This window comes from Rhodococcus sp. 3258 (genome assembly GCF_031456475.1).
In the GTDB taxonomy this organism is placed as follows: Bacteria; Actinomycetota; Actinomycetes; order Mycobacteriales; family Mycobacteriaceae; genus Rhodococcoides; species Rhodococcoides fascians.
In genome coordinates, this window is record NZ_JAVDUT010000001.1 from 902,597 (window position 1) to 921,833 (window position 19,237).

The following is a 19,237-nucleotide window of genomic DNA, read 5'->3' on the forward strand; positions in this document are numbered from 1 at the left end:
CGCTGGACTCTCGCTGTGAGGTTGCTGTGAGCCCCGACAGAGAGGGGCCCCAAGAGAGGGCATGATGGAGCGCGATGCTCCCTGCGAACACCGATCGCCGCACGAGGCGCAGGCCGACGGTCACTTCCATGCACGTATTCGCAACTCTGCTCGTGTTGGGCATCGTGACAGGTCCGTACCTCGCCGAGTGGGTCGCTGCCTCCCCTGCCCTGCGAACCGGAGCCACCGTCTTCACCGGGATATTCGTGCAGGCAACGCCGTTCCTGGTGCTGGGCGTGCTCGTCAGCGGCGGCATCGCCGCGTTCGTCTCCCCGGCCGTGCTTCGACGTGTGGTCCCGAGAAACGAGCCCGCGGCCGTCGGTGTGACCGGACTCGCCGGGATGGCATTGCCCGGGTGCGAGTGCGGAGCTGTTCCCGTCTCCCGGCGGTTGATGGATCAGGGAATGCCGACGTCGGCGGCTCTGGCATTTCTGCTGTCGGCACCGGCGATCAACCCCGTCGTTCTCGTGTCGACTGCGGTGGCCTTTCCTGGTGAGCCGGCGATGGTTCTCGCCCGGTTCCTCGCCTCGCTCGCCACCGCTGTGGTGATGGGCTGGCTGTGGACGCGGTTCGGCAAGGCCGAGTGGATCACCGCGCGGCTGGCGGATCGCGGTCACGATCACGAAGGCTCGAGGTGGGAGACGTTCCGCGAGTCGGCTCGTGCAGACCTGCTGCAGGCCGGGGCGTTTCTGGTGTTCGGTGCCGCGGCAGCCGCGGCCCTGCACCTGGTGATTCCCGACCGGGTGTACGAGCACCTGGCCGGTCAGCTGCTGCTGGCCATCGTGGTGATGGCCGTTCTGGCGGTTCTGCTGGCGCTGTGTTCGGAGGCCGACGCGTTCGTCGCGGCCAGTATGTCGATGCTGCCGCTGCTGCCGCGCCTGGTCTTCCTGGTGGTCGGTCCTGCCGTCGATCTGAAGTTGATGGCGATGCAGGCAGGCAGCTTCGGGCGCGGTTTCGTCGTCCGCTTCGCACCACTGACCTTCGTCGTGGCGATCGTGTGCGCCTCGATCGTCGGCGGATTCCTGATCGGCGCGCGATGAAGCGCGAGGTGCAGAACGTCCTGCTGTTCCTCTTCGGCGGAGCGATCGTGAAGATCTCGCTCGACGGCAGCTTCGTCCGGTACGTCAAACCGTCACTGCATCCGTATCTGCTGATCGCGGGCGTGCTGATCGTCGTCCTCGCGGCAGCCTCGATCGTCGCCGACATCCGGCGCGGTGGGCCGACGGACGGTCACGATCACGACGCGCGCCCATACTGGCTGTTGCTCGTGCCGATTGCGGTGATCCTCCTCGTCGCCCCACCCGCGCTCGGTGTCTCGGCGGTCGGCGACCGATCCGTGGACGCCGTCTCGACCCACGAGAAGACACCCTTCCCGCCGTTACCCGACGGGCAGGCCCCCGACGTCCCGTTGCTCGACGTCGTGCAGCGGGCCGTCCGAGATTCGGAGGACAGCCTCGACGGCCGGGAGATCAGTGTCACCGGATTCGCCGTGGCGACCGCGAACGGTGGGTCGCCGCGCGTCGACGGCACAACCGACGGCCTCGACCTCGCCCGTGTCCTGATCATCTGCTGCGCGGCCGACGCACGATCCATCCGAATTCATCTGGACTCCAATTCGACTGTGCTCGAAGATGTTCCGGACGGATCCTGGCTGCAGCTCACCGGCACCGTCGACGCATCGACCGCGACCGAAGCCACCGCCTTCACCCCCACGATGACGGTCTCGACGGCCCGGCGCATCGACCCGCCGACGAACACGTACGCGTACTGACACCGGAAAATTCGCGTCCCCGCCGAAGAAAAATTGGTACCGTCGTACAGGTCACTTCCGACAATCGGACGAGGCGCGCCGTACCCGAACAGCGACAAGACGGTGCCGAGAGGTGATTTCTCATGGCATGGCTGATTCTCGTCGTTTCCGGCGTTCTCGAAGCGATCTGGGCGACTGCGCTCGGAAAGTCCGAGGGCTTCTCCAAGCTCGGACCATCGGTAGTTTTCGGTGTCGCGGTGGTGCTCAGCATGATCGGTCTCGCGGTCGCGATGCGGTCGTTGCCCACCGGAACCGCGTATGCGGTGTGGGTGGGAATCGGTGCCACCTTGACCGTGGCGTACGCGATGATCACCGGTGCCGAAGCAGCGTCGTTCCTCAAAGTCGTACTTCTGGTCGGCATCGTCGGCTGCGTTGTGGGACTGAAGGTTCTTCACTGATTTTCCCGGCTACAAGCAGTTACAGTAAAACGATGAACTGGGTGTCAGCGATCACACTGCCCGCACGGGCCGGCTTGGCCATCGCCGAGCAGGCGATCGGCGTCGCAGAGGTCGCATTGGCGACCACCAGGATGGCGTTGGCCACCGGCGCGTCCGGCACGGCCGGAGTGGCGTCGCTCGCCAATCCGCGCGGCGGCACGATGCAGCTGCTCACCCAGCTCGGCCAGCTCACCTCCGACGATCGCGCGCTGGGCAACGCCCTGAAGGAGGGCGGGCCACTCGACCGCCTGCTCGCCCAGGGCGGCGTCGTCGATCGACTCACGTCCGAGGACGGCACGCTCGAGCGCCTGCTGTCTCCGGGTGGGCCGGTCGAACGCATTCTCGCTCCCGGCGGACCCTTGGACCGACTGCTCGCCGAGGACGGACCGCTCGAACGGTTGCTCGCCGAGGGCGGTCTACTGGACAGGATCACCGCCACCAACGGCCCCCTCGAGCGCCTGACGGCGAAGGACGGTCCGCTCGAGGTGTTGACGCGTCAGGACGGTCTGATCGAACGGGCCATCGCGGAGAACGGCATCCTCGAGACGATGCTGGCCGAGGACGGTGCCGTCGAGCGTCTGGCGGCCAAGGGCGGGCCGCTGGACCAGTTGGTCAAACTTTCCGAGACGCTGACGTCCGTGGCTCCGAACATCGAGCGTATGAGTATCTCGATCGACATCCTGCAGGATTCCGTGGAGATCCTCTCGGCGGCGGTGCATCCGCTCGGCGAGCTGGTCGGCCGGCTGCCGAGCCGCTGGCTCAAGAGCGGTAAGCAGTCGGTGCACGAGCTGCACTGACGGGCCGCAACTTCGGCGCTTTGCCGAGAGTCGTAGGCGACAAATGTTAGCGCTCACACTGCTCACGCGGGGTGCAAAAAGAAATCTTTGACAATGCCGATGTTATCGCTCACACTTTCGTTTTGATGTGATGCGAACCACACGGGACCACCCGACGGCCTCCGCTTCACGGTCTACCTCACAACACAGGGAGAAACGATGAAGTTTCGAAAGCTATCCATGGCTACGGCCGCGGTGGCCCTCACCCTCACGCTCGGTGCGTGCGGATCGAGTACCAAGACCGCAGACGAGGCTCCGGCCGAGGGCGGCAGCACCGCAGGTGCGTTGATCGGCGTCACCATGCCGACGAAGTCCTCCGCCCGTTGGATCGCCGACGGCGACAACCTCAAGAGCGCGTTGGAGGGCCAGGGATACAAGGTCGACCTGCAGTACGCGGAGAACGACATTCCCACCCAGGTCAACCAGATCGAGAATCAGATCACCCAGGGCGCGAAGCTGCTGATCGTGGCCTCGGTGGACGGCACCGCCATCACCACCCAGCTGCAGGAAGCCAAGGACAACGGCATCGGTGTCATCGCCTACGACCGGCTCATCCGCAACTCCCCGGACGTCGACTACTACGCGACGTTCGACAACTACAAGGTCGGCGTCGACCAGGCCACCTCACTGTTGGTCGGCCTCGGGCTGAAGAACGAGGACGGCACCGACAAGGCCGACGCGCCCGCCGGCCCGCTCAACATCGAGGTTTTCGCCGGTTCGCCCGACGACAACAACGCCACCTTCTTCTTCGACGGTGCCATGGAGACCCTGAAGCCGTACCTGGACAAGGGAACTCTGAAGATCGGTAGTGGCGAGTCCGACTTCGGAACCGCTGCCACCCTGCGCTGGGATCCGGCGACGGCACAGAAGCGCATGGAAGACCTGCTGACCAAGACGTACTCCTCGGGCCAGAAGGTTCAGGGCGTGCTCTCCCCGTACGACGGTCTGTCGATCGGAATTCTGTCCGCGCTCAAGAGCAACGGCTACGGAACCGCCGGTCAGCCCTACCCGGTCGTCACCGGACAGGACGCCGAGGTGCCGTCGGTCAAGTCGATCATCGCCGGTGAGCAGTACTCCACGATCTACAAGGACACGCGTCAGCTGGCCGAGGTCACGATCCAGATGGCTCAGGCCATGCTCGACGGTCAGACTCCCGAGACCAACAACACCACCGATTACGACAACGGCGAGAAGGTCGTTCCGGCGTACCTGCTGCAGCCCGAGATCGTCTACAAGGACAACTACGAGAAGCTGCTCGTCGAGGGTGGCTACTACACCGAGGATCAGTTGAAGTGAGTTCGGCGATGACGAGCCCGATTCTGGAGATGCGCGGCATCACCAAAACATTTCCCGGCGTCAAGGCGCTACAGGATGTCACTCTCTCGGTGAATCGCGGCGAGATCCACGCGATCTGCGGCGAGAACGGAGCAGGCAAGTCGACGCTCATGAAGGTGTTGTCGGGTGTGTACGCGCACGACACATTCGACGGCGACATCGTGTTCGACGGTCGAGAGTGCTCGTTCTCCGACATCCGGAGTAGCGAGGCCGAGGGCATCGTCATCATCCATCAGGAACTCGCGTTGAGTCCGCATCTCTCCATTGCCGAGAACATCTTTCTCGGCAACGAGCGGTCCAAGCGCGGGTTTATCGACTGGAACCGAACGAATTCCGAGGCCGCAGCCCTACTGAACCGGGTAGGGCTGCGGGAGAATCCCGTCAACGTCGTGAGCGATCTCGGCGTCGGCAAGCAGCAACTCGTCGAGATCGCCAAGGCACTGTCCAAGGACGTGACCCTGCTCATTCTCGACGAACCCACTGCGGCACTCAACGATTCCGACTCCGCACATCTGCTGGATCTGTTGCGCGGTCTACGGGACGAGGGCATCACGTGCGTGATCATCTCGCACAAGCTCAACGAGATCGCGGCCATTGCCGACCGGACCACGATCATTCGGGACGGCAAGACCATCAAGACGCTGGACATGCGAGACCCGGACGTCACCGAGGATCGCATCATCTCACTGATGGTCGGCCGCGATCTCGAGCACCGGTTTCCGCCCCACGAATCGACTGTGGGAGAGGAAGTTCTGCGCATCGAGGACTGGACCGTGCACAGTCCGACCCAGCAGGGCCGAACCGTCGTCGACAAGGCGAACCTCACGCTGCGGCGCGGTGAGATCGTCGGCCTCGCCGGATTGATGGGTGCCGGCCGTACCGAGTTGGCCATGAGCGTCTTCGGCCGAAGCTACGGGATCGACATCTCGGGACGGCTCTACAAGTACGGCAAGGAAATTCACGTCAAGTCCGTCAACGATGCCATCCATCACGGCATCGCGTACGCCACCGAGGACCGGAAACGGTACGGGCTGAACCTGATCGACGACATCAAGCGCAACATCTCCACCGCGGCGCTGGACAAGTTGGTGACGGGAGGCTTCGTCGACGCCAACCAGGAATACAAGGTCGCCGAGGGCTTCCGCAAGAGCATGAACATCAAGGCACCGAACGTCTCCGCCGTGGTCGGCAAACTCTCCGGCGGCAATCAGCAGAAAGTCGTGCTGAGCAAATGGATTTTCAGCGATCCCGATGTGCTCATCCTCGACGAACCGACGCGAGGAATCGACGTCGGCGCGAAATTCGAAATCTATTCGATCATCAACCAACTCGCCGACGCCGGAAAGGCAGTGCTGGTGATCTCGTCCGAACTTCCGGAACTTCTCGGTCTGTGCGACCGGATCTACGCGCTGTCCGCCGGCCGGATCACCGGTGAGGTCGACCGCGAGGACGCAACCCAGGAATCTCTCATGCATCTCATGACCCGTGGAACAGGAGTACTTCGATGAACCAGCTGTCGACCGTTCGGGGGCTGCTCACGCGAAACCTCCGACAGAGCGGAATCTTCATCGCGTTCGCGCTGATCATCGTGCTCTTCACCGTGCTGACCGGAGGTCAGCTGTTGGTGCCGCAGAACATCAGCAACATGGTGGTGCAGAACTCGTACATTCTCATTCTGGCCATCGGCATGGTCGTCATCATCATCGCCGGCCATATCGACCTGTCCGTCGGATCGGTGGTGGCGGCCACCGGAGCCATCGCCGGTGTCCTCATGGTCCAACAGAACGTGCCGTGGCCACTGGCGGTGCTGATCACGTTGATCGTCGGCGGCCTGATCGGTGCCTGGCAGGGTTATTGGGTCGCGTACTTCGGCATTCCCGCGTTCATCGTCACCCTCGCCGGAATGCTCGTCTTCCGCGCGGTGACTCTCATCGTCCTCGGCAACCAGGGCATCGGGCCGTTCCCCGGACCGGTACGCACACTGTCCAACGGCTTCCTGCCCGGCTTCATGGGCAATGTGGGACTCGGGCCATTGGGTGGGGCGGACATCTTCACGTTGCTCGTCGCGATTCTCGCGGTCGCTGGAATCGTGTTCAGCCAGTGGCGTTCTCGAACGGGCCGGCAGAAGTACGGCCAGACCGTGGACGCGATGCCGCTGTTCCTGATCAAGATGGCGTTCGCCGCCACTCTCGTGCTTGCGATCGCCGTCCAGTTGGCTCGTTTCAAGAACCTGCCGTACGTGCTGATCCTGCTCGCCGTGTTGGTCATGGGTTACTCGACGTTGGCCGGCAAGACCGTATTCGGTCGGCACGTGTACGCCATCGGCGGCAACATTCACGCCGCGTCCCTGTCCGGTATCAAGGTCAAGCCGGTCACGTTCTGGATCTTCGTCAACATGGGTGTCCTCTCGGCTCTGGCCGGAATCATCTTCGCCGGACGCCTCAACCAGGCCGGTCCTACTGCGGGCAACGGCTTCGAGCTCGACGCCATCGCGGCGGCGTTCATCGGTGGCGCAGCCGTACAGGGCGGCGTCGGCCGCATCGTCGGCGCGCTGACCGGTGGACTCATCATCGCCGTGATCAACAGCGGCATGTCGCTGATCGGATCACCCAGCGAGAGAGTGCAATTGGTGAAGGGTCTGGTGCTGCTCGCCGCCGTGGCGTTCGACATCTGGACCAAGCGTCGTGCGGCGAGCGGTAAGGGCGGCAAGGGAGACAAAGCCGCGTCTCCCACCAGTTACCTGGGCGTACCAGTACCCGCTGAGATGTTCTCCCCCGGCGAGCCCGGAAAGCCGGCACCGCCGACCTCTGCATCGATGACGAAAACGACGTGATCCGGGCGGTGACGCGCCGATCCGGTCCGGGCATGCTGAGATGGTGTTCGACCAGCGAAGGAGGATGCGTGCGATGACGCCGACCCGCGGACCGGCCATGACCGACGTCGCTCGGCTCGCGGGTGTGTCCCACCAGACCGTCTCTCGGGTCATCAACGGCCATCCCAACGTCACCGAGGCGACCAGAACGAGGGTCGAGCAGGCGATCGCGGAGCTCGGCTACCGGCCGAACACCGCAGCTCGCGCTCTGGTCACCGGCCGCAGCAGCACCATCGGGATCGTCGGCACCGGCAACGCTCTGTACGGGCCGGTGTCGACGCTCTACAGCGTCGAACAGGCTGCACGACAGGCCGGATACTCCGTCGTCGTCGGCGTCCCCACCTCGTTCGACGAGGTGGCGATCAGCACCTGCGTGCGCAGGTTGCAGAAGCAGGGCGTCGACGGCGTCGTCGTCATCGCGCCGTTGAGCACCGACGGCGGCGACATCGCCGAGTTGGCCGCCGAACTGCCACTGGTGGCCGTCGAAGGATCGCCGGAAGGCGATCTGGCGGTTGTCTCGGTCGATCAGGTCGCCGGCGCGCAATCCGCCACCACACATCTGCTCTCACTCGGTCACCGCGCCGTCTGGCACGTCGCAGGCCCCTCGGGGTGGTACGAGGCGGCCGATCGCGTCATCGGGTGGCGCTCGGCCCACGAGCAGGCCGGTGTCGAACCGCCACTCGTTCTCGCCGGCGACTGGACCGCGAAGTCCGGCTTCGAGGCCGGCTGCCGATTGGCCGAGAACCCGGATGTCACAGCGGTGTTCGCCGGAAACGATGCGATGGCTCTCGGGGTGTTGCGCGCCCTCGAAGTGCACGGCCGAAAAGTTCCGACGGACGTCAGCGTGGTCGGTTTCGACGACGTTCCCGACGCGGAGTTCTTCTCCCCTCCCCTGACGACGATCCGTCAGGAATTCAGCGAGGTCGGCATCCGCAGTGTCGAAATACTGTTGGCCCAAATCGATTCCGGCAACCGCAGCACCCGGCGCTCGCGCATCGAGCCGAGCCTGGTGATCCGGTCCAGCACTGCCGAGGCCCGTGACGCTCACATCCGTAGCTGAATCTCCACCAACAACCGCGCGTCCGGATCCGACAGATCCAACTCCAGAATCTGCTCGACGCGTCGGATGCGGTAACGCACCGTGTTCGGGTGGATGTGCAGCCTCTCCGCTGCGGCACGCACGTCACCGAAGCAGGCCAGGTACGTCTCGAGACTCTCTCGCATCGCGCCGTCGTGGGTGGCGTCGTACCGATCCAGCGCCGCGATCCGCGGGTCCCGTAACTGCTCGTGATTCGAGATGATGTCGACGATCTCGCCCAGCAGCACAGACGTTCTCGACTCTGCGAGTGTGGTGACCCGAACGTCGCCGGTGGTCGCGTCCAATACTCGGTCGACCTCGAACCGGGCTGCGGCCACCCCGTCGAGATCGGCGATCGGCGCGGCCACCGCAGCGCGCAAGCACAGTCCGGTTCGAGTCTCGATGCGCGACACGGCATCTGCGGTCCACACCGGAATCGCCGTCCCCGACGCAGCTCCGGAGAACAGTACGTAGATTCTCTCGCCGATGACGGTCACCAGCGAGTCTCGCCTGAATGCGCTGGCGTGCAACCGGATCGACGGAGCCAGACCAGTGATGTCGAATTCACCACAGGCGGCGAATCCGACGACCGCGGCCGTTCCCGTGGTCGGAATCGACAGCGCCGCGGCCAGCGACGGAATGTCCACGCCGCCACCCCGCGCGCCGAGCAGTCGCTGAATCTGCAGCGCCTCGTTGGTCGGGGCGTTCGCGATGCGGGTGATCAGCCGGGCGGCGACCGCCGACGCTCCGCGCAACACCGCATCGGCGTCCACCGACAGCGGACGCGCGCCCTCCTGAACCCAGATCGTTCCCAGAGTCGTTGCTGCGCCACTGATTCGACGTATCCCGACGGCAAGGCGTCGACGAATACCGAGTTCGGCATCGGCTGGCACGTCGATGACGTCGTCGGTACGGCGGAGTCGATCGAACACCCCACGCTCGTGCAGACGACGAAGGTAGTCGGCCGGTCCCTCTCGCCCCAGGATCGACAGGGTCCGCAACTCGTCGGCCGAGTCGTCCGATGCCGAGTACGCCAATACGTGCGAGCGCTCGTCCTCGATGCTCACCATGCCCTTGGTCAAGGACGCAACCGTCTGCGCCAATTCGTACAGATCGGTGTCCGCTCCGAACAGCCCGTCGTCCGAGGCCGGTGAGCGGGACTGATCGAGGACCCCGCGCATCGTCGACAGCAGCAGTTCCCAGCGGGTCTGGTGGTGTACCGCGACCAAGGCGATTCCGGTCTCTCGGGCGACGTGGGCCAACGCGGTCGAGTCGGCCACCTTGGTCAGCACCGCAAGGGGCCTGTCGACCACCGGACGCAACGCCAGATCGTCGAACCACCGCAGCGCATCGGTCTCGGTGACGCCGACCAGCAGGGTCAGATCGGCAGCCGTTCCCGGTGGTCGACGAAGGTCGTCGCCGTCGAGCAGGGCCACGGACTCGACGGCGATCCCGGTTCCCGCCGGCGCGACCACGAGCTCGACCACGGCGCTGTGCAGCGACGTCAGCAGAGACCGCAGCGTCACAGTATTGGCCATGCGGACAAGTACACCACGAATTCTTTGGCCGATGAGCTGATTGAACGGGACGTCGAGGCGACTTCAATGAGCAGCACACACCCGAGTGCGAGGAGTCACCATGGACGCGGTCACATCAGTTCCCACCCCGGTCAACGAGCCGGTCAACACCTATGCCCCCGGAAGCGCCGAGCGCGCCAGGCTGCGCATCCGCTTGGACGAACTACGTGCGAACCCCGTCCGCATCCATCAGGTGATCGGCGGTGTCCACCGCGACGCCGCCGGCACCGATACCGATGTGGTCGAACCCCATAGGCACGCCTCGGTCATCGGTAGCTTCGCCGAGGCAACGCACCGGGACGTGCAGGACGCGATCTCCGCAGCGACCGCAGCTGCACCGGCCTGGCGCGATCTTCCGTTCGACGAGCGAGCTGCAGTGTTCCTGCGCGCGGCCGATCTGCTGTCGGGTCCGTGGCGCGAAAGGATCGCTGCCGCAACGATGCTCGGGCAGTCCAAGTCGGCCTACCAGGCCGAGATCGACGCACCGTGCGAGCTGATCGACTTCTGGCGGTTCAATGTCGCGTTCGCACGACAGATCCTCGCCGATCAGCCGGTGTCGGCCCCGGGCGTGTGGAATCGCGTCGAGTACCGCCCGCTCGAGGGTTTCGTCTACGCGATCACACCGTTCAACTTCACCGCCATCGCCGGCAACCTGCCCACAGCGCCTGCACTGATGGGCAACACGGTGCTGTGGAAGCCGTCTCCCACCCAGGCAGTTGCCGCGTACCTGACGCTGCAGCTCCTCGAGGCGGCAGGTCTGCCGCCGGGAGTGATCAACCTCGTCCTCGGCGACGGTCCGATGGTCTCCGAAGTAGCCCTGGCCGATCCACGCCTGGCGGGCATCCACTTCACCGGATCCACTGCGACCTTCCAGACGCTGTGGCGCGAGGTCGGCAACAACATCTCGAACTACCACTCCTACCCGCGGCTCGTCGGCGAGACCGGCGGCAAGGATTTCGTAGTCGCGCATAGCTCGGCCGATCCGGACGTGTTGACCACGGCCATGATTCGCGGTGCCTTCGACTTCCAGGGGCAGAAGTGCTCGGCCGCTTCGCGGGCATTCGTGCCGAAGTCGCTGTGGGCTCGCATGGGTGAGACGTTCATCGAGCAGGTGTCGGCCCTGAAGTACGGCGACGTCACCGACCTGTCGAACTACGGCGGTGCCGTCATCGACCGAAAGGCGTTCGACCGCAACGCAGCAGCGCTCGACCGCGCGAAATCCGTGACCGGCCTGACCATCGCCGCCGGTGGAACGTGCGACGACACGGAAGGGTACTTCGTTTCTCCCACGGTCCTTCTCGGCGACGATCCCACCGACGAAGCCTTCACCACCGAGTACTTCGGCCCCATTCTGGCCGTGCACGTCTACGACGACAACCGGCCCGACGCCTATGCCGACGTACTGCGCACCGTCGACACCGGATCGAAGTACGCACTGACCGGTGCCGTCATCGCCACCGATCGCACGGCCGTCGAGCAGGCCCATTCGGCACTGCGATTCGCCGCCGGAAACTTCTACGTCAACGACAAGCCCACCGGCGCGGTCGTCGGTCAGCAACCGTTCGGCGGAGCGCGTGCGTCGGGTACCAACGACAAGGCCGGCTCACCGCAGAACCTGTTGCGCTGGGCATCGGCACGCACGGTCAAGGAAACGTTCGTCCCGCCGACCGCACACGGCTACCCCCATCAGGAAGGCGAGGGCACACGATGACCACAGTGCTGAGCAACCCACTGCGGCCGGCTCTGCTGGCGGCCGCACGCTCACCGAAATTGCAGGCCACCGTGACGCGGCTGCGTGCCACCCGATCGCTCGTCGACCGCTTCGTCGCCGGTGAATCGGAGCCCGCCGTGGTCACCGCCGTCGATGCCCTGCTGGCGTCGGGACGATTCGTCTCGGTGGACTATCTGGGCGAGGACACCACCGACCGCGCGCAGGCGACAGCCACCGTTCAGTCGTACCTGTCACTGATACAACGCTTTTCGACGCGTAGTACCGCCGAGACCGCGCTCGAGGTATCGCTCAAACTCTCGGCCCTCGGTCAGGGAATCGACCGGACGCTGGCGCTCGAGAACGCGCGCGAAATCTGTACCGCGGCAACAGCGGCGGGAGTGTGGGTGACCGTCGACGCCGAGGACCACACCACCACCGACTCGACCCTGTCCATCGTGCGCGAACTGCGGCAGGACTTTCCCGATCTCGGCACGGTGCTGCAGGCGTACCTGAAACGAACCGAGGCCGACTGCCGAGAACTGTCCGGACCGAGATCTCGCATCCGACTGTGCAAGGGCGCGTACAACGAGCCCGCGTCGGTGGCGTTCCAGAGTGCACGGGACGTTTCGGACTCCTACCTACGGTGCCTGGAAGTGCTGATGAACGGCAGCGGCTACCCCATGGTCGCCTCCCACGATCCCGAGATGATCGAGGCGGCGGAGCGGCTCGCCGCGAACGCCGGACGGTCCGCAGCCGACTTCGAGTTCCAGATGCTGTTCGGAATCCGCGACCAGGAACAACGACGACTGGTCGACGCCGGCCAGCACGTGCGTGTCTACGTGCCCTACGGAGAGCAGTGGTACGGCTACTTCATGCGCAGACTCGCAGAGCGGCCGGCCAACCTCATGTTCTTCGCGCGGTCGCTGCTCTCTCGCAACTGACTTCACTCGGATCGGCGAACGTGTGTTCGAAAGTGTGTCGGTGGGTCGCGGTAGATTCTGTTCATGCTTTCGGGGGACGGCGGATCAGGGGTGGACGGCATCGAGACGGTGCCGCCTGCCCCTGACGTGTCCGACCCTGTCTTGGCGGGGTTGGTCGACGCGGTGGAGTCGGCGGTCGCCGAGTTGGCGGGGCAGGCGTCGGTGGCGTGGTCGAACGCCGACCGGCGTGCGGTGATCCAACGCATGGACACTGTGTCGCGGTCTGTGACGGCGTACTCGCACACCTGGCTCAACGAACTGATCGCACAACACGGCCTCGACGTCTATCCGGGTTCGGTGCCGTGCTCGGTGGCATGGATGCTGCGAATCACCCCACGCGCGGCCGGGGCGCGAGTACGTCTGGCCGCGGAGTTGGGTGACCGCACCGCATTGTCCGGCGAAGTGCTGCCTCCGTTGTTGCCGCACACCGCTGCAGCGGTGCGGGCGGGATTGCTCGATGCCCAGCACGTGCAGATGATCCGCGAATTCTTCAAGCATCTGCCGTCGAGTGTCGATCCGCAAACTCGGGATCGCGCCGAACAGCAGTTGGTGGGTCTCGCCTCGACCAGACGGCCCGACGACTTCGCACCACTGGTCGCGCACCTTGACTCGATCCTCGACCCCGACGGCGACGTCGACGAGAACGAAGACGAAGACAAGAACGCAAAGCCGAGGCCACGGAAACGGGATGCGTTCTTCTACCTCGGTGAGCAGGGTTCCGACGGAATGTCCGAGGGAAAGTTCTGCGTCGACTCCGAACTACGCGCCTACCTCGAAGCCCTGTTCTCGAAAGCCGCGAAACCCGGTGTGAACAATCCTGCAGACCCGACATCGATCGTCCACGAGGATGAGACCACCGGCGACGAGGACGGCGGCTGGGACGAGGACGAGGACGAGGACGGCGGCGGCGAGGACGGGGACGGCGGCGGGGACGGCGGCGGGGACGGCAGTGCGGCTACGCCAAAGCCCGGGCCGATGCCCGACGAGGCAGGATCCAGCGATGCTCGATCGCATGACGAATACCTGTGGGATGGGACCGACGACAACGGTGCCAACTTCTACGGTCACGACGACCGCAGTGGCGACGACCGCAGTGGCGACGGCCGCGGTGAGGGTGAGTGCGCCGACAGCAGCGATTGTGGTTGCGGCACAACGCCACACAGCACACCCAACGACACCAACGACACCAACGACACCAATGACACCAATGACACCAACGACGATGCCGGCTCCGACAGCGCTGCTGAACCCGGCGGCCAAGCCGACGCCGACGCATCGGACACCGCTGCTCGTGATGCTGCCGCCGCGCGTGATCGACGCACCCAGAACGAACGCCGTCACGATGCCCTGAAGATGGCGCTCCGGCACACCCTCGCCTCCGGCACGCTCGGCACCCATCGCGGGCTGCCCGTCACCGCCATCGTCACCATGAGTTTGAACAATCTCGAATCAGGCTGCGGCTACGCTATGACCGCCACCGGATCCCGCGTCTCGATCCGCGACGCCATCCGCATGGCCTCGCACGCCCACCACTACCTCACCATCTTCGACGACAACGGCAGAGCCCTCTACCTCGGCCGATCCAAACGCATCGCCTCCGCCGACCAACGCATCGTCCTCATCGCCCGCGACCGCGGCTGCAGCTTCCCCTCCTGCACCCGCCCCGCGACCTGGTGCCAGTCACATCACCTCGACGACTGGGTCGAGGGCGGACCCACCGACATCGACTCCCTCACCTTCGCCTGCGACATGCACCACGCACTCGTCGGCACCGGACCCGGAAAGTGGGCCACCACCAAAACCACAGCAGGACATCGCTATCCGGGCCGCACCCTGTGGCACCCACCCGCCGGAATGGACCCCACACGCCGCGGGCTGATCAACCACGCACACCACCCCGAGGAAGTCCTGTACCCACCCGACCACCACAGCGATAACACCCGCGACACCGGCGACACCGGCGACGAAGAACCACGAAAACCCGCATGACGACCCACACCACCACCACGGCACAGCTCTGCCTTCAACACAGCCTCGCCTCCCACACAGCCCGGCCGTCCCCACACAGCCCGGCCGTCCCCACACAGCCCGGCCTCCAAGACAACCCGGCCTTACTACCCAGCCCCGCCTTCTACCCAGCTCTGTCCGGGAGTGCGCGGCACTGGCTTCCACTTCTCGTAGCGGCTGTGCCGGTAATGCGGCTGGGTTAGGTTGCGCAACATCGGGGCACCCTCACCGCATGGCAAATTACAGAGTTATCGACCCGCACGGAACCGTCGTCGCCACCAAGGACATCACCAGTTCCGAGGACGCGCACGCCTGGTTCAAGGACAGCCGCGCCGACAACGAGGAGCTGGGCTGGCGCCTCGAAGTCGAGCACGACGGCGACTGGGCATTCTTCAGCGACTCGGAAGGCACCAAGGACTAGACCTTGTGCTTTCACACGACAATCGGGCGGTCCCAGTGATTCGCGGGACCGCCCGATCGTTGTGCGGGGGGACGGCAAACGACAGTGGGCAGCCCCTGTGCAGGAGCTGCCCACCTCTTGTCGCGGCGATGTCGCCGCCAGTTCTATTGGTCGGTCGTCGGTCGGGAGGTCGGAATCGTCGACTCGAGGTCGGCAACCTGCAGCAGGCGGGTCACCGATCGGCTTGCCACGATCGACCACGAAGCACCGATCCCAGCCGTGTATTCACGAACTGCATCGAAGACGGTGAGTCCGGCGATGCCGAAGAACTCGACATTGGACAGGTCGAGAGTCAGATGCCGTTTGCTGGACACGCGACTGCAGACGAAATCGGAGAACATCGGCGCGCTGAGCATGTCGATGTCGCCGTGGACGGCGACGACGAGTGAACCGTCGGTGCCGTCGTGCGCGGTGAAGATGGCTCCGGTTGCTGCAACGGACACGGACTTCTCCGCGACGCTCACCGAAGTGGTTCGAACTTTGTTGCCTCGTGATTCAACACTCATGGCAGATCCCATCGATCGGTCGAACTGAAGGGGAAACCGATCTACGCAACGGGAGCAGAATTCTTCGCCTGACCCGGGCGCACACTTCGCTGCGTTTCCCCGTGACCGGCTGTTAGCTCAACCACGGCCAACCCTACGGCACCGGCACGCTCGGAGTCCAGCATTGGCACAATGCGGGCCCCCACCAGCGGTTCGAACATCCCGATGCGAACGCGGGCTACGAGCGGGTGCTGTTTCCCAGGTCGGCGTGATGCTCGCGCATGGCTCCGATGAGCGCTTCGAACACTCGGTGGGCAGCGTCGAGATCCGAATCCGGTAGGTCCTCGAGCGCAGCGCTGGTGCGCGCTCCCAGTGGTCCGAAGAACCCGCGAGCAACCTCCATACCGTGCTCGTCGTAGCGAAGTATGACTTTACGTCGGTCCGACGCGTCGGATTCGCGTCGAATATGACCGGACGCGATCATCCGCTCCACCAGATACGTCATCGCCGCGGACGACAGTCCGAGCATCGTGCCGAGCTCACCCGCGGTGAGGGGCGCACCCTCGACGTCGGCGACCATCACATGCAGCAGAGCGCGAAAGTCGTTGGGCCGCAAGCTGTGCAACGCACCGAATACCTGACCGATCTGTTCCGACACCGATGACAGCGCCCGAAGGTCCGCCGATATCGCGGATTCGAGGTGGTTTCGGTCGGTCATGGCGGTGGTAACTCCTTCGCTGCGGTCATGGTCAGACTACTGCCCACAAGAGATTCAGTTGCTTAATATCTAAGTAAATGAGATTGTTTCTTCGTGGACAGCACCCGTACCGAGACCACCGCAGCCTGGGACCGCATCGCCGCGGCCGTGACGCATCGTCGATCGTGGGCGCTCGCCCTCGCCATTCTGATTCTCTCGATTGCCGTGATCGGGCTCGTCGGTAGCAACGATTCTGCCGGTCAGTCGCCGAACTCCTTGCCGACATCCGCCGAGTCGTACCAGGTGGACGAGCTGCTCTCCCAGTTCCCGGACTCCGACACCGCACCGGTGATCCTCGTTCTGAGCCGCGTCGATGGCGGTGACCTGACCCCGGCCGATATCGAGGCAGCCGCTGCTGCGCAGGCCAGGCTGCTCACCGTCGACCGGTCGGTGACCGACGAACCTGGACCCCCTCCGATCGTCGCACCGGACGGGAAGGCCGCAATCGCGTTCGTTCAGGTGAACTCGGAACTGTCCGGCTTCACCCTGAACGACCTGATCACAAGCCTCCGATCCGCGGCGACGGTCGGCCTACCGTCCGATCTCAACGCCCAGGTCACCGGCGGGCCGGCATTCGGAGCGGACATCGCCAACTCGTTCTCCGGGGCCAATTTCACGTTGCTCGCCGTCACCGCACTCGTGGTGGCAGTGCTCCTCATCGCCACTTATCGATCGCCCATTCTGTGGTTGGTTCCGCTTGCCGTCATCGGTTTCGCCGATCGGTTCGCCTCCACCGTCGGCACGGCCCTCGCCGAGGCGACCGGGCTGTCGTTCGACGGCTCGACCTCGGGGATCACCAGCGTGCTCGTGTTCGGCGCAGGCACCAATTACGCCCTGCTGCTGATCTCTCGTTACCGCGAGGAACTCCGCCGCGAGTCCGATCACCGGCTCGCGTTGCGCCACGCCGTCCGGAACGCGGGACCGGCCATCCTCGCCAGCAATGCCACCGTTGTCCTCGCACTGCTGACTCTGTTGCTGGCCATCCTCCCCAGCACTCGCAGCTTGGGAGCGCTGGCCGCGGCCGGCCTCGTCGTCGCATCGGTGTTCGTGCTGTTCGTACTGCCTCCGTTGTTGGCACTGTGCGGCCCGAAGTTGTTCTGGCCCTTCGTCCCCAAGCCGTCCAATCGCGATACCACCACCGAGGGCGTCTGGCATTCGGTGGCCGCCGGTGTCGCTCGTCGTCCGGTGGCGACCGCCTCCATCACCATCGCCGTATTGCTCGCCTGCTGCGCGGCCTTGGTCGGCACACAGATCGGGCTGTCGCAGACCGAGCAATTCCGGGTGACCGCCGAATCCGTCGAAGGATTCGACACTCTCTCGCAACACTTTCCGGCCGGATCCGCAGACCCGATCACGGTTCTCGCACCCACCTCGGATATCGACGGCGTCGTCGCCACCGTCCGGGACGTCGACGGCGTCGTCTCGGTGGATCGGGTCGCTGATTCCGGTACCGGACTGACCCGGCTGTCGGTGGTCACCGACGCTGCCCCCGCCTCCGACGAATCCTTCACCGTCGTGGAGAACCTTCGGTCCGCCCTTGCGGGTGTCGACGACGCACGAGTCGGCGGCAGCGACGCCAAAGCACTCGACACCACCGACGCTGCCGCCCGCGATCGGATCGTGGTGATACCGGCGATCCTGGCGGTCGTCCTACTCGTGCTGTTGATACTGCTTCGCGCCGTCGTCGCACCGTTAATTCTCGTCGCCACCACGGTCCTGAGTGCCGTGGCCGCCATCGGTATCGGTAGCTGGGTGAGTCTGCACGTCTTCGGCTTTCCCGCGCTCGACGACAACACTCCCCTGTTCGCGTTCCTGTTTCTCGTCGCCCTCGGTGTCGACTACACCATCTTCCTGGTCACGCGGACCCGGGAGGAGACGGTTCGGCACGGCACCAGATCTGCGATCGTGCGGGCGGTCTCGGCCACCGGCGGCGTCATCACCAGCGCGGGAATCGTTCTGGCAGCAGTGTTCTGCGTCCTCGGCGTCCTACCGCTGATCACCCTCACCCAGTTGGGAATCATCGTCGGCCTCGGCATTCTGCTCGACACCTTCGTGGTACGCACCGTCGTGATTCCCGCCCTGTTCACCCTCATCGGCCCGGGGATTTGGTGGCCGAGCACGATCGACAACGAGACGACCGCAACCAAGGAGCGAAATTCATGAAGGTACGTACGATGTTGAGCCGCACCGCAATTGCAGGAGCAGTCGCCGCAGGTGCCCTGCTCGGCGCGGCCCCGGCGCAAGCGCAACCGGTCGGCCCTCTGGGGTCGGTCGGTCTCGAGCCACTGGCTCCGATCCCGTCACTCGATGTCGAACGGTACCTGGGCACGTGGAACCAGGTTGCCGCGGTGCCGCAGCCGTTCAACCTGATCTGCGCCCGTGACACGCAGGCGAACTACCAGATGATCGACGAATTCAACATTCGCGTCGAGAACACCTGCACCACCTGGACCGGCGGTGAGAACCGCATCGTCGGCAATGCTCGGGTCAACGACACCGTCACCAAAGCCCAACTGCACGTGAGCTTCCCGGGCGTCCCCACGCAGGAGAGCCAGGAGGGGCCGACCAACTACATCGTGGCCTACATCGCAGACGACTACTCGTGGGCGTTCGTCGGAAGCCCCAGCCGCACGTCCGGATTCGTGCTCAAGCGCACGCCCGACGTCAGCGTCGAGCAGTTCCGCGAGATCCGCAGCGTCGTCGAATCGCTGGGTTACGACTCCAACTTCATCACCACGACGCCCACCCCGGGCGGCGCGACGACGATTCAGCAGCTCTCGACCGTGTAGTGCGGCGGAGCCGCAGTGGCGTGGTTATGTGCCGCAGAGGGCTTATAACCACGCCACTGCCGGA

At 64.9% G+C, this 19,237-nt stretch carries 17 protein-coding genes and 1 riboswitch; of the genes, 14 read left to right on the forward strand and 3 right to left on the reverse strand.

Annotated elements, in window-relative coordinates; genetic code table 11:
- Positions 1-74: 74 nt before the first annotated feature.
- The 8 genes from J2X62_RS04145 to J2X62_RS04180 all read left to right on the forward strand — a co-directional run bounded on the left by J2X62_RS04145 (position 75) and on the right by J2X62_RS04180 (position 8,389).
- Complete coding sequence (locus J2X62_RS04145; RefSeq protein WP_371832698.1) at positions 75-1,079, forward strand: permease; 1,005 nt, start codon at positions 75-77, stop codon at positions 1,077-1,079.
- On the forward strand, positions 1,076-1,810 hold the full coding sequence (locus tag J2X62_RS04150; protein ID WP_032367519.1) for a TIGR03943 family putative permease subunit: 735 nt from the start codon (positions 1,076-1,078) through the stop codon (positions 1,808-1,810). Before J2X62_RS04145 ends, J2X62_RS04150 begins: the two co-directional genes overlap by 4 nt.
- A 45-nt stretch (positions 1,811-1,855) precedes the next feature.
- A riboswitch (guanidine-III (ykkC-III) riboswitch) is annotated at positions 1,856-1,919 on the forward strand.
- 13 nt (positions 1,920-1,932) lie between these two features.
- Positions 1,933-2,247, forward strand: coding sequence for a multidrug efflux SMR transporter (locus tag J2X62_RS04155; RefSeq protein ID WP_027495786.1), 315 nt, complete (start codon positions 1,933-1,935; stop codon positions 2,245-2,247).
- Positions 2,248-2,279: 32 nt separating this feature from the next.
- On the forward strand, positions 2,280-3,083 hold the full coding sequence (locus J2X62_RS04160) for an ABC transporter (RefSeq protein WP_310177765.1): 804 nt from the start codon (positions 2,280-2,282) through the stop codon (positions 3,081-3,083).
- Between the two features lie 198 nt (positions 3,084-3,281).
- Positions 3,282-4,418 carry a multiple monosaccharide ABC transporter substrate-binding protein gene (chvE, locus tag J2X62_RS04165; RefSeq protein WP_032367518.1) on the forward strand — a complete coding sequence of 379 codons (1,137 nt, stop codon included), beginning with the start codon at positions 3,282-3,284 and terminating at the stop codon, positions 4,416-4,418.
- 8 nt (positions 4,419-4,426) lie between these two features.
- On the forward strand, positions 4,427-5,965 hold the full coding sequence (gene mmsA / locus J2X62_RS04170; protein ID WP_032367932.1) for a multiple monosaccharide ABC transporter ATP-binding protein: 1,539 nt from the start codon (positions 4,427-4,429) through the stop codon (positions 5,963-5,965).
- Positions 5,962-7,290, forward strand: a complete 1,329-nt coding sequence (gene mmsB / locus J2X62_RS04175) for a multiple monosaccharide ABC transporter permease (RefSeq protein ID WP_310177769.1) — start codon at positions 5,962-5,964, stop codon at positions 7,288-7,290. The genes mmsA and mmsB overlap by 4 nt, the downstream gene beginning before the upstream one ends.
- A gap of 73 nt (positions 7,291-7,363) precedes the next feature.
- Positions 7,364-8,389, forward strand: coding sequence for a LacI family DNA-binding transcriptional regulator (locus J2X62_RS04180; RefSeq protein WP_032367931.1), 1,026 nt, complete (start codon positions 7,364-7,366; stop codon positions 8,387-8,389).
- On the opposite strand, the gene J2X62_RS04185 is transcribed toward J2X62_RS04180, so the two are convergent.
- A complete protein-coding gene (locus J2X62_RS04185; protein WP_310177774.1) occupies positions 8,374-9,945 on the reverse strand; it encodes a helix-turn-helix domain-containing protein in 1,572 nt (523 codons plus the stop codon). The genes J2X62_RS04180 and J2X62_RS04185 overlap by 16 nt on opposite strands.
- A 100-nt stretch (positions 9,946-10,045) precedes the next feature.
- On the opposite strand from J2X62_RS04185, the gene pruA reads away from it, so the two are divergent.
- The 4 genes from pruA (at position 10,046) to J2X62_RS04205 (ending at position 15,103) form a co-directional block, all read left to right on the forward strand.
- The gene (gene pruA, locus J2X62_RS04190; RefSeq protein WP_027495779.1) at positions 10,046-11,695 is read left to right on the forward strand and encodes an L-glutamate gamma-semialdehyde dehydrogenase; all 1,650 of its coding nucleotides are present in this window, start codon (positions 10,046-10,048) and stop codon (positions 11,693-11,695) included.
- Positions 11,692-12,636, forward strand: a complete 945-nt coding sequence (locus J2X62_RS04195) for a proline dehydrogenase family protein (RefSeq protein ID WP_032367516.1) — start codon at positions 11,692-11,694, stop codon at positions 12,634-12,636. Before pruA ends, J2X62_RS04195 begins: the two co-directional genes overlap by 4 nt.
- Positions 12,637-12,699: 63 nt before the next feature.
- Complete coding sequence (locus J2X62_RS04200; RefSeq protein ID WP_310177779.1) at positions 12,700-14,664, forward strand: DUF222 domain-containing protein; 1,965 nt, start codon at positions 12,700-12,702, stop codon at positions 14,662-14,664.
- A gap of 250 nt (positions 14,665-14,914) precedes the next feature.
- Positions 14,915-15,103: a hypothetical protein gene (locus J2X62_RS04205; protein WP_027495777.1), complete on the forward strand. Its 189-nt coding sequence runs from the start codon at positions 14,915-14,917 to the stop codon at positions 15,101-15,103.
- 143 nt (positions 15,104-15,246) lie between these two features.
- On the opposite strand, the gene J2X62_RS04210 is transcribed toward J2X62_RS04205, so the two are convergent.
- Together J2X62_RS04210 and J2X62_RS04215 are read right to left on the reverse strand one after the other, a co-directional pair.
- On the reverse strand, positions 15,247-15,648 hold the full coding sequence (locus tag J2X62_RS04210) for an STAS domain-containing protein (RefSeq protein WP_048320598.1): 402 nt from the start codon (positions 15,646-15,648) through the stop codon (positions 15,247-15,249).
- Positions 15,649-15,865: 217 nt separating this feature from the next.
- Positions 15,866-16,345 (reverse strand): MarR family winged helix-turn-helix transcriptional regulator, encoded by a 480-nt coding sequence (locus tag J2X62_RS04215; protein WP_032381597.1) that lies wholly within the window; start codon positions 16,343-16,345, stop codon positions 15,866-15,868.
- 147 nt (positions 16,346-16,492) lie between these two features.
- On the opposite strand from J2X62_RS04215, the gene J2X62_RS04220 reads away from it, so the two are divergent.
- Positions 16,493-18,547, forward strand: a complete 2,055-nt coding sequence (locus tag J2X62_RS04220; RefSeq protein WP_310179326.1) for an MMPL family transporter — start codon at positions 16,493-16,495, stop codon at positions 18,545-18,547.
- Positions 18,544-19,173 carry a lipocalin family protein gene (locus tag J2X62_RS04225; protein ID WP_094695500.1) on the forward strand — a complete coding sequence of 210 codons (630 nt, stop codon included), beginning with the start codon at positions 18,544-18,546 and terminating at the stop codon, positions 19,171-19,173. The genes J2X62_RS04220 and J2X62_RS04225 overlap by 4 nt, the downstream gene beginning before the upstream one ends.
- Positions 19,174-19,237 lie beyond the last annotated feature (64 nt).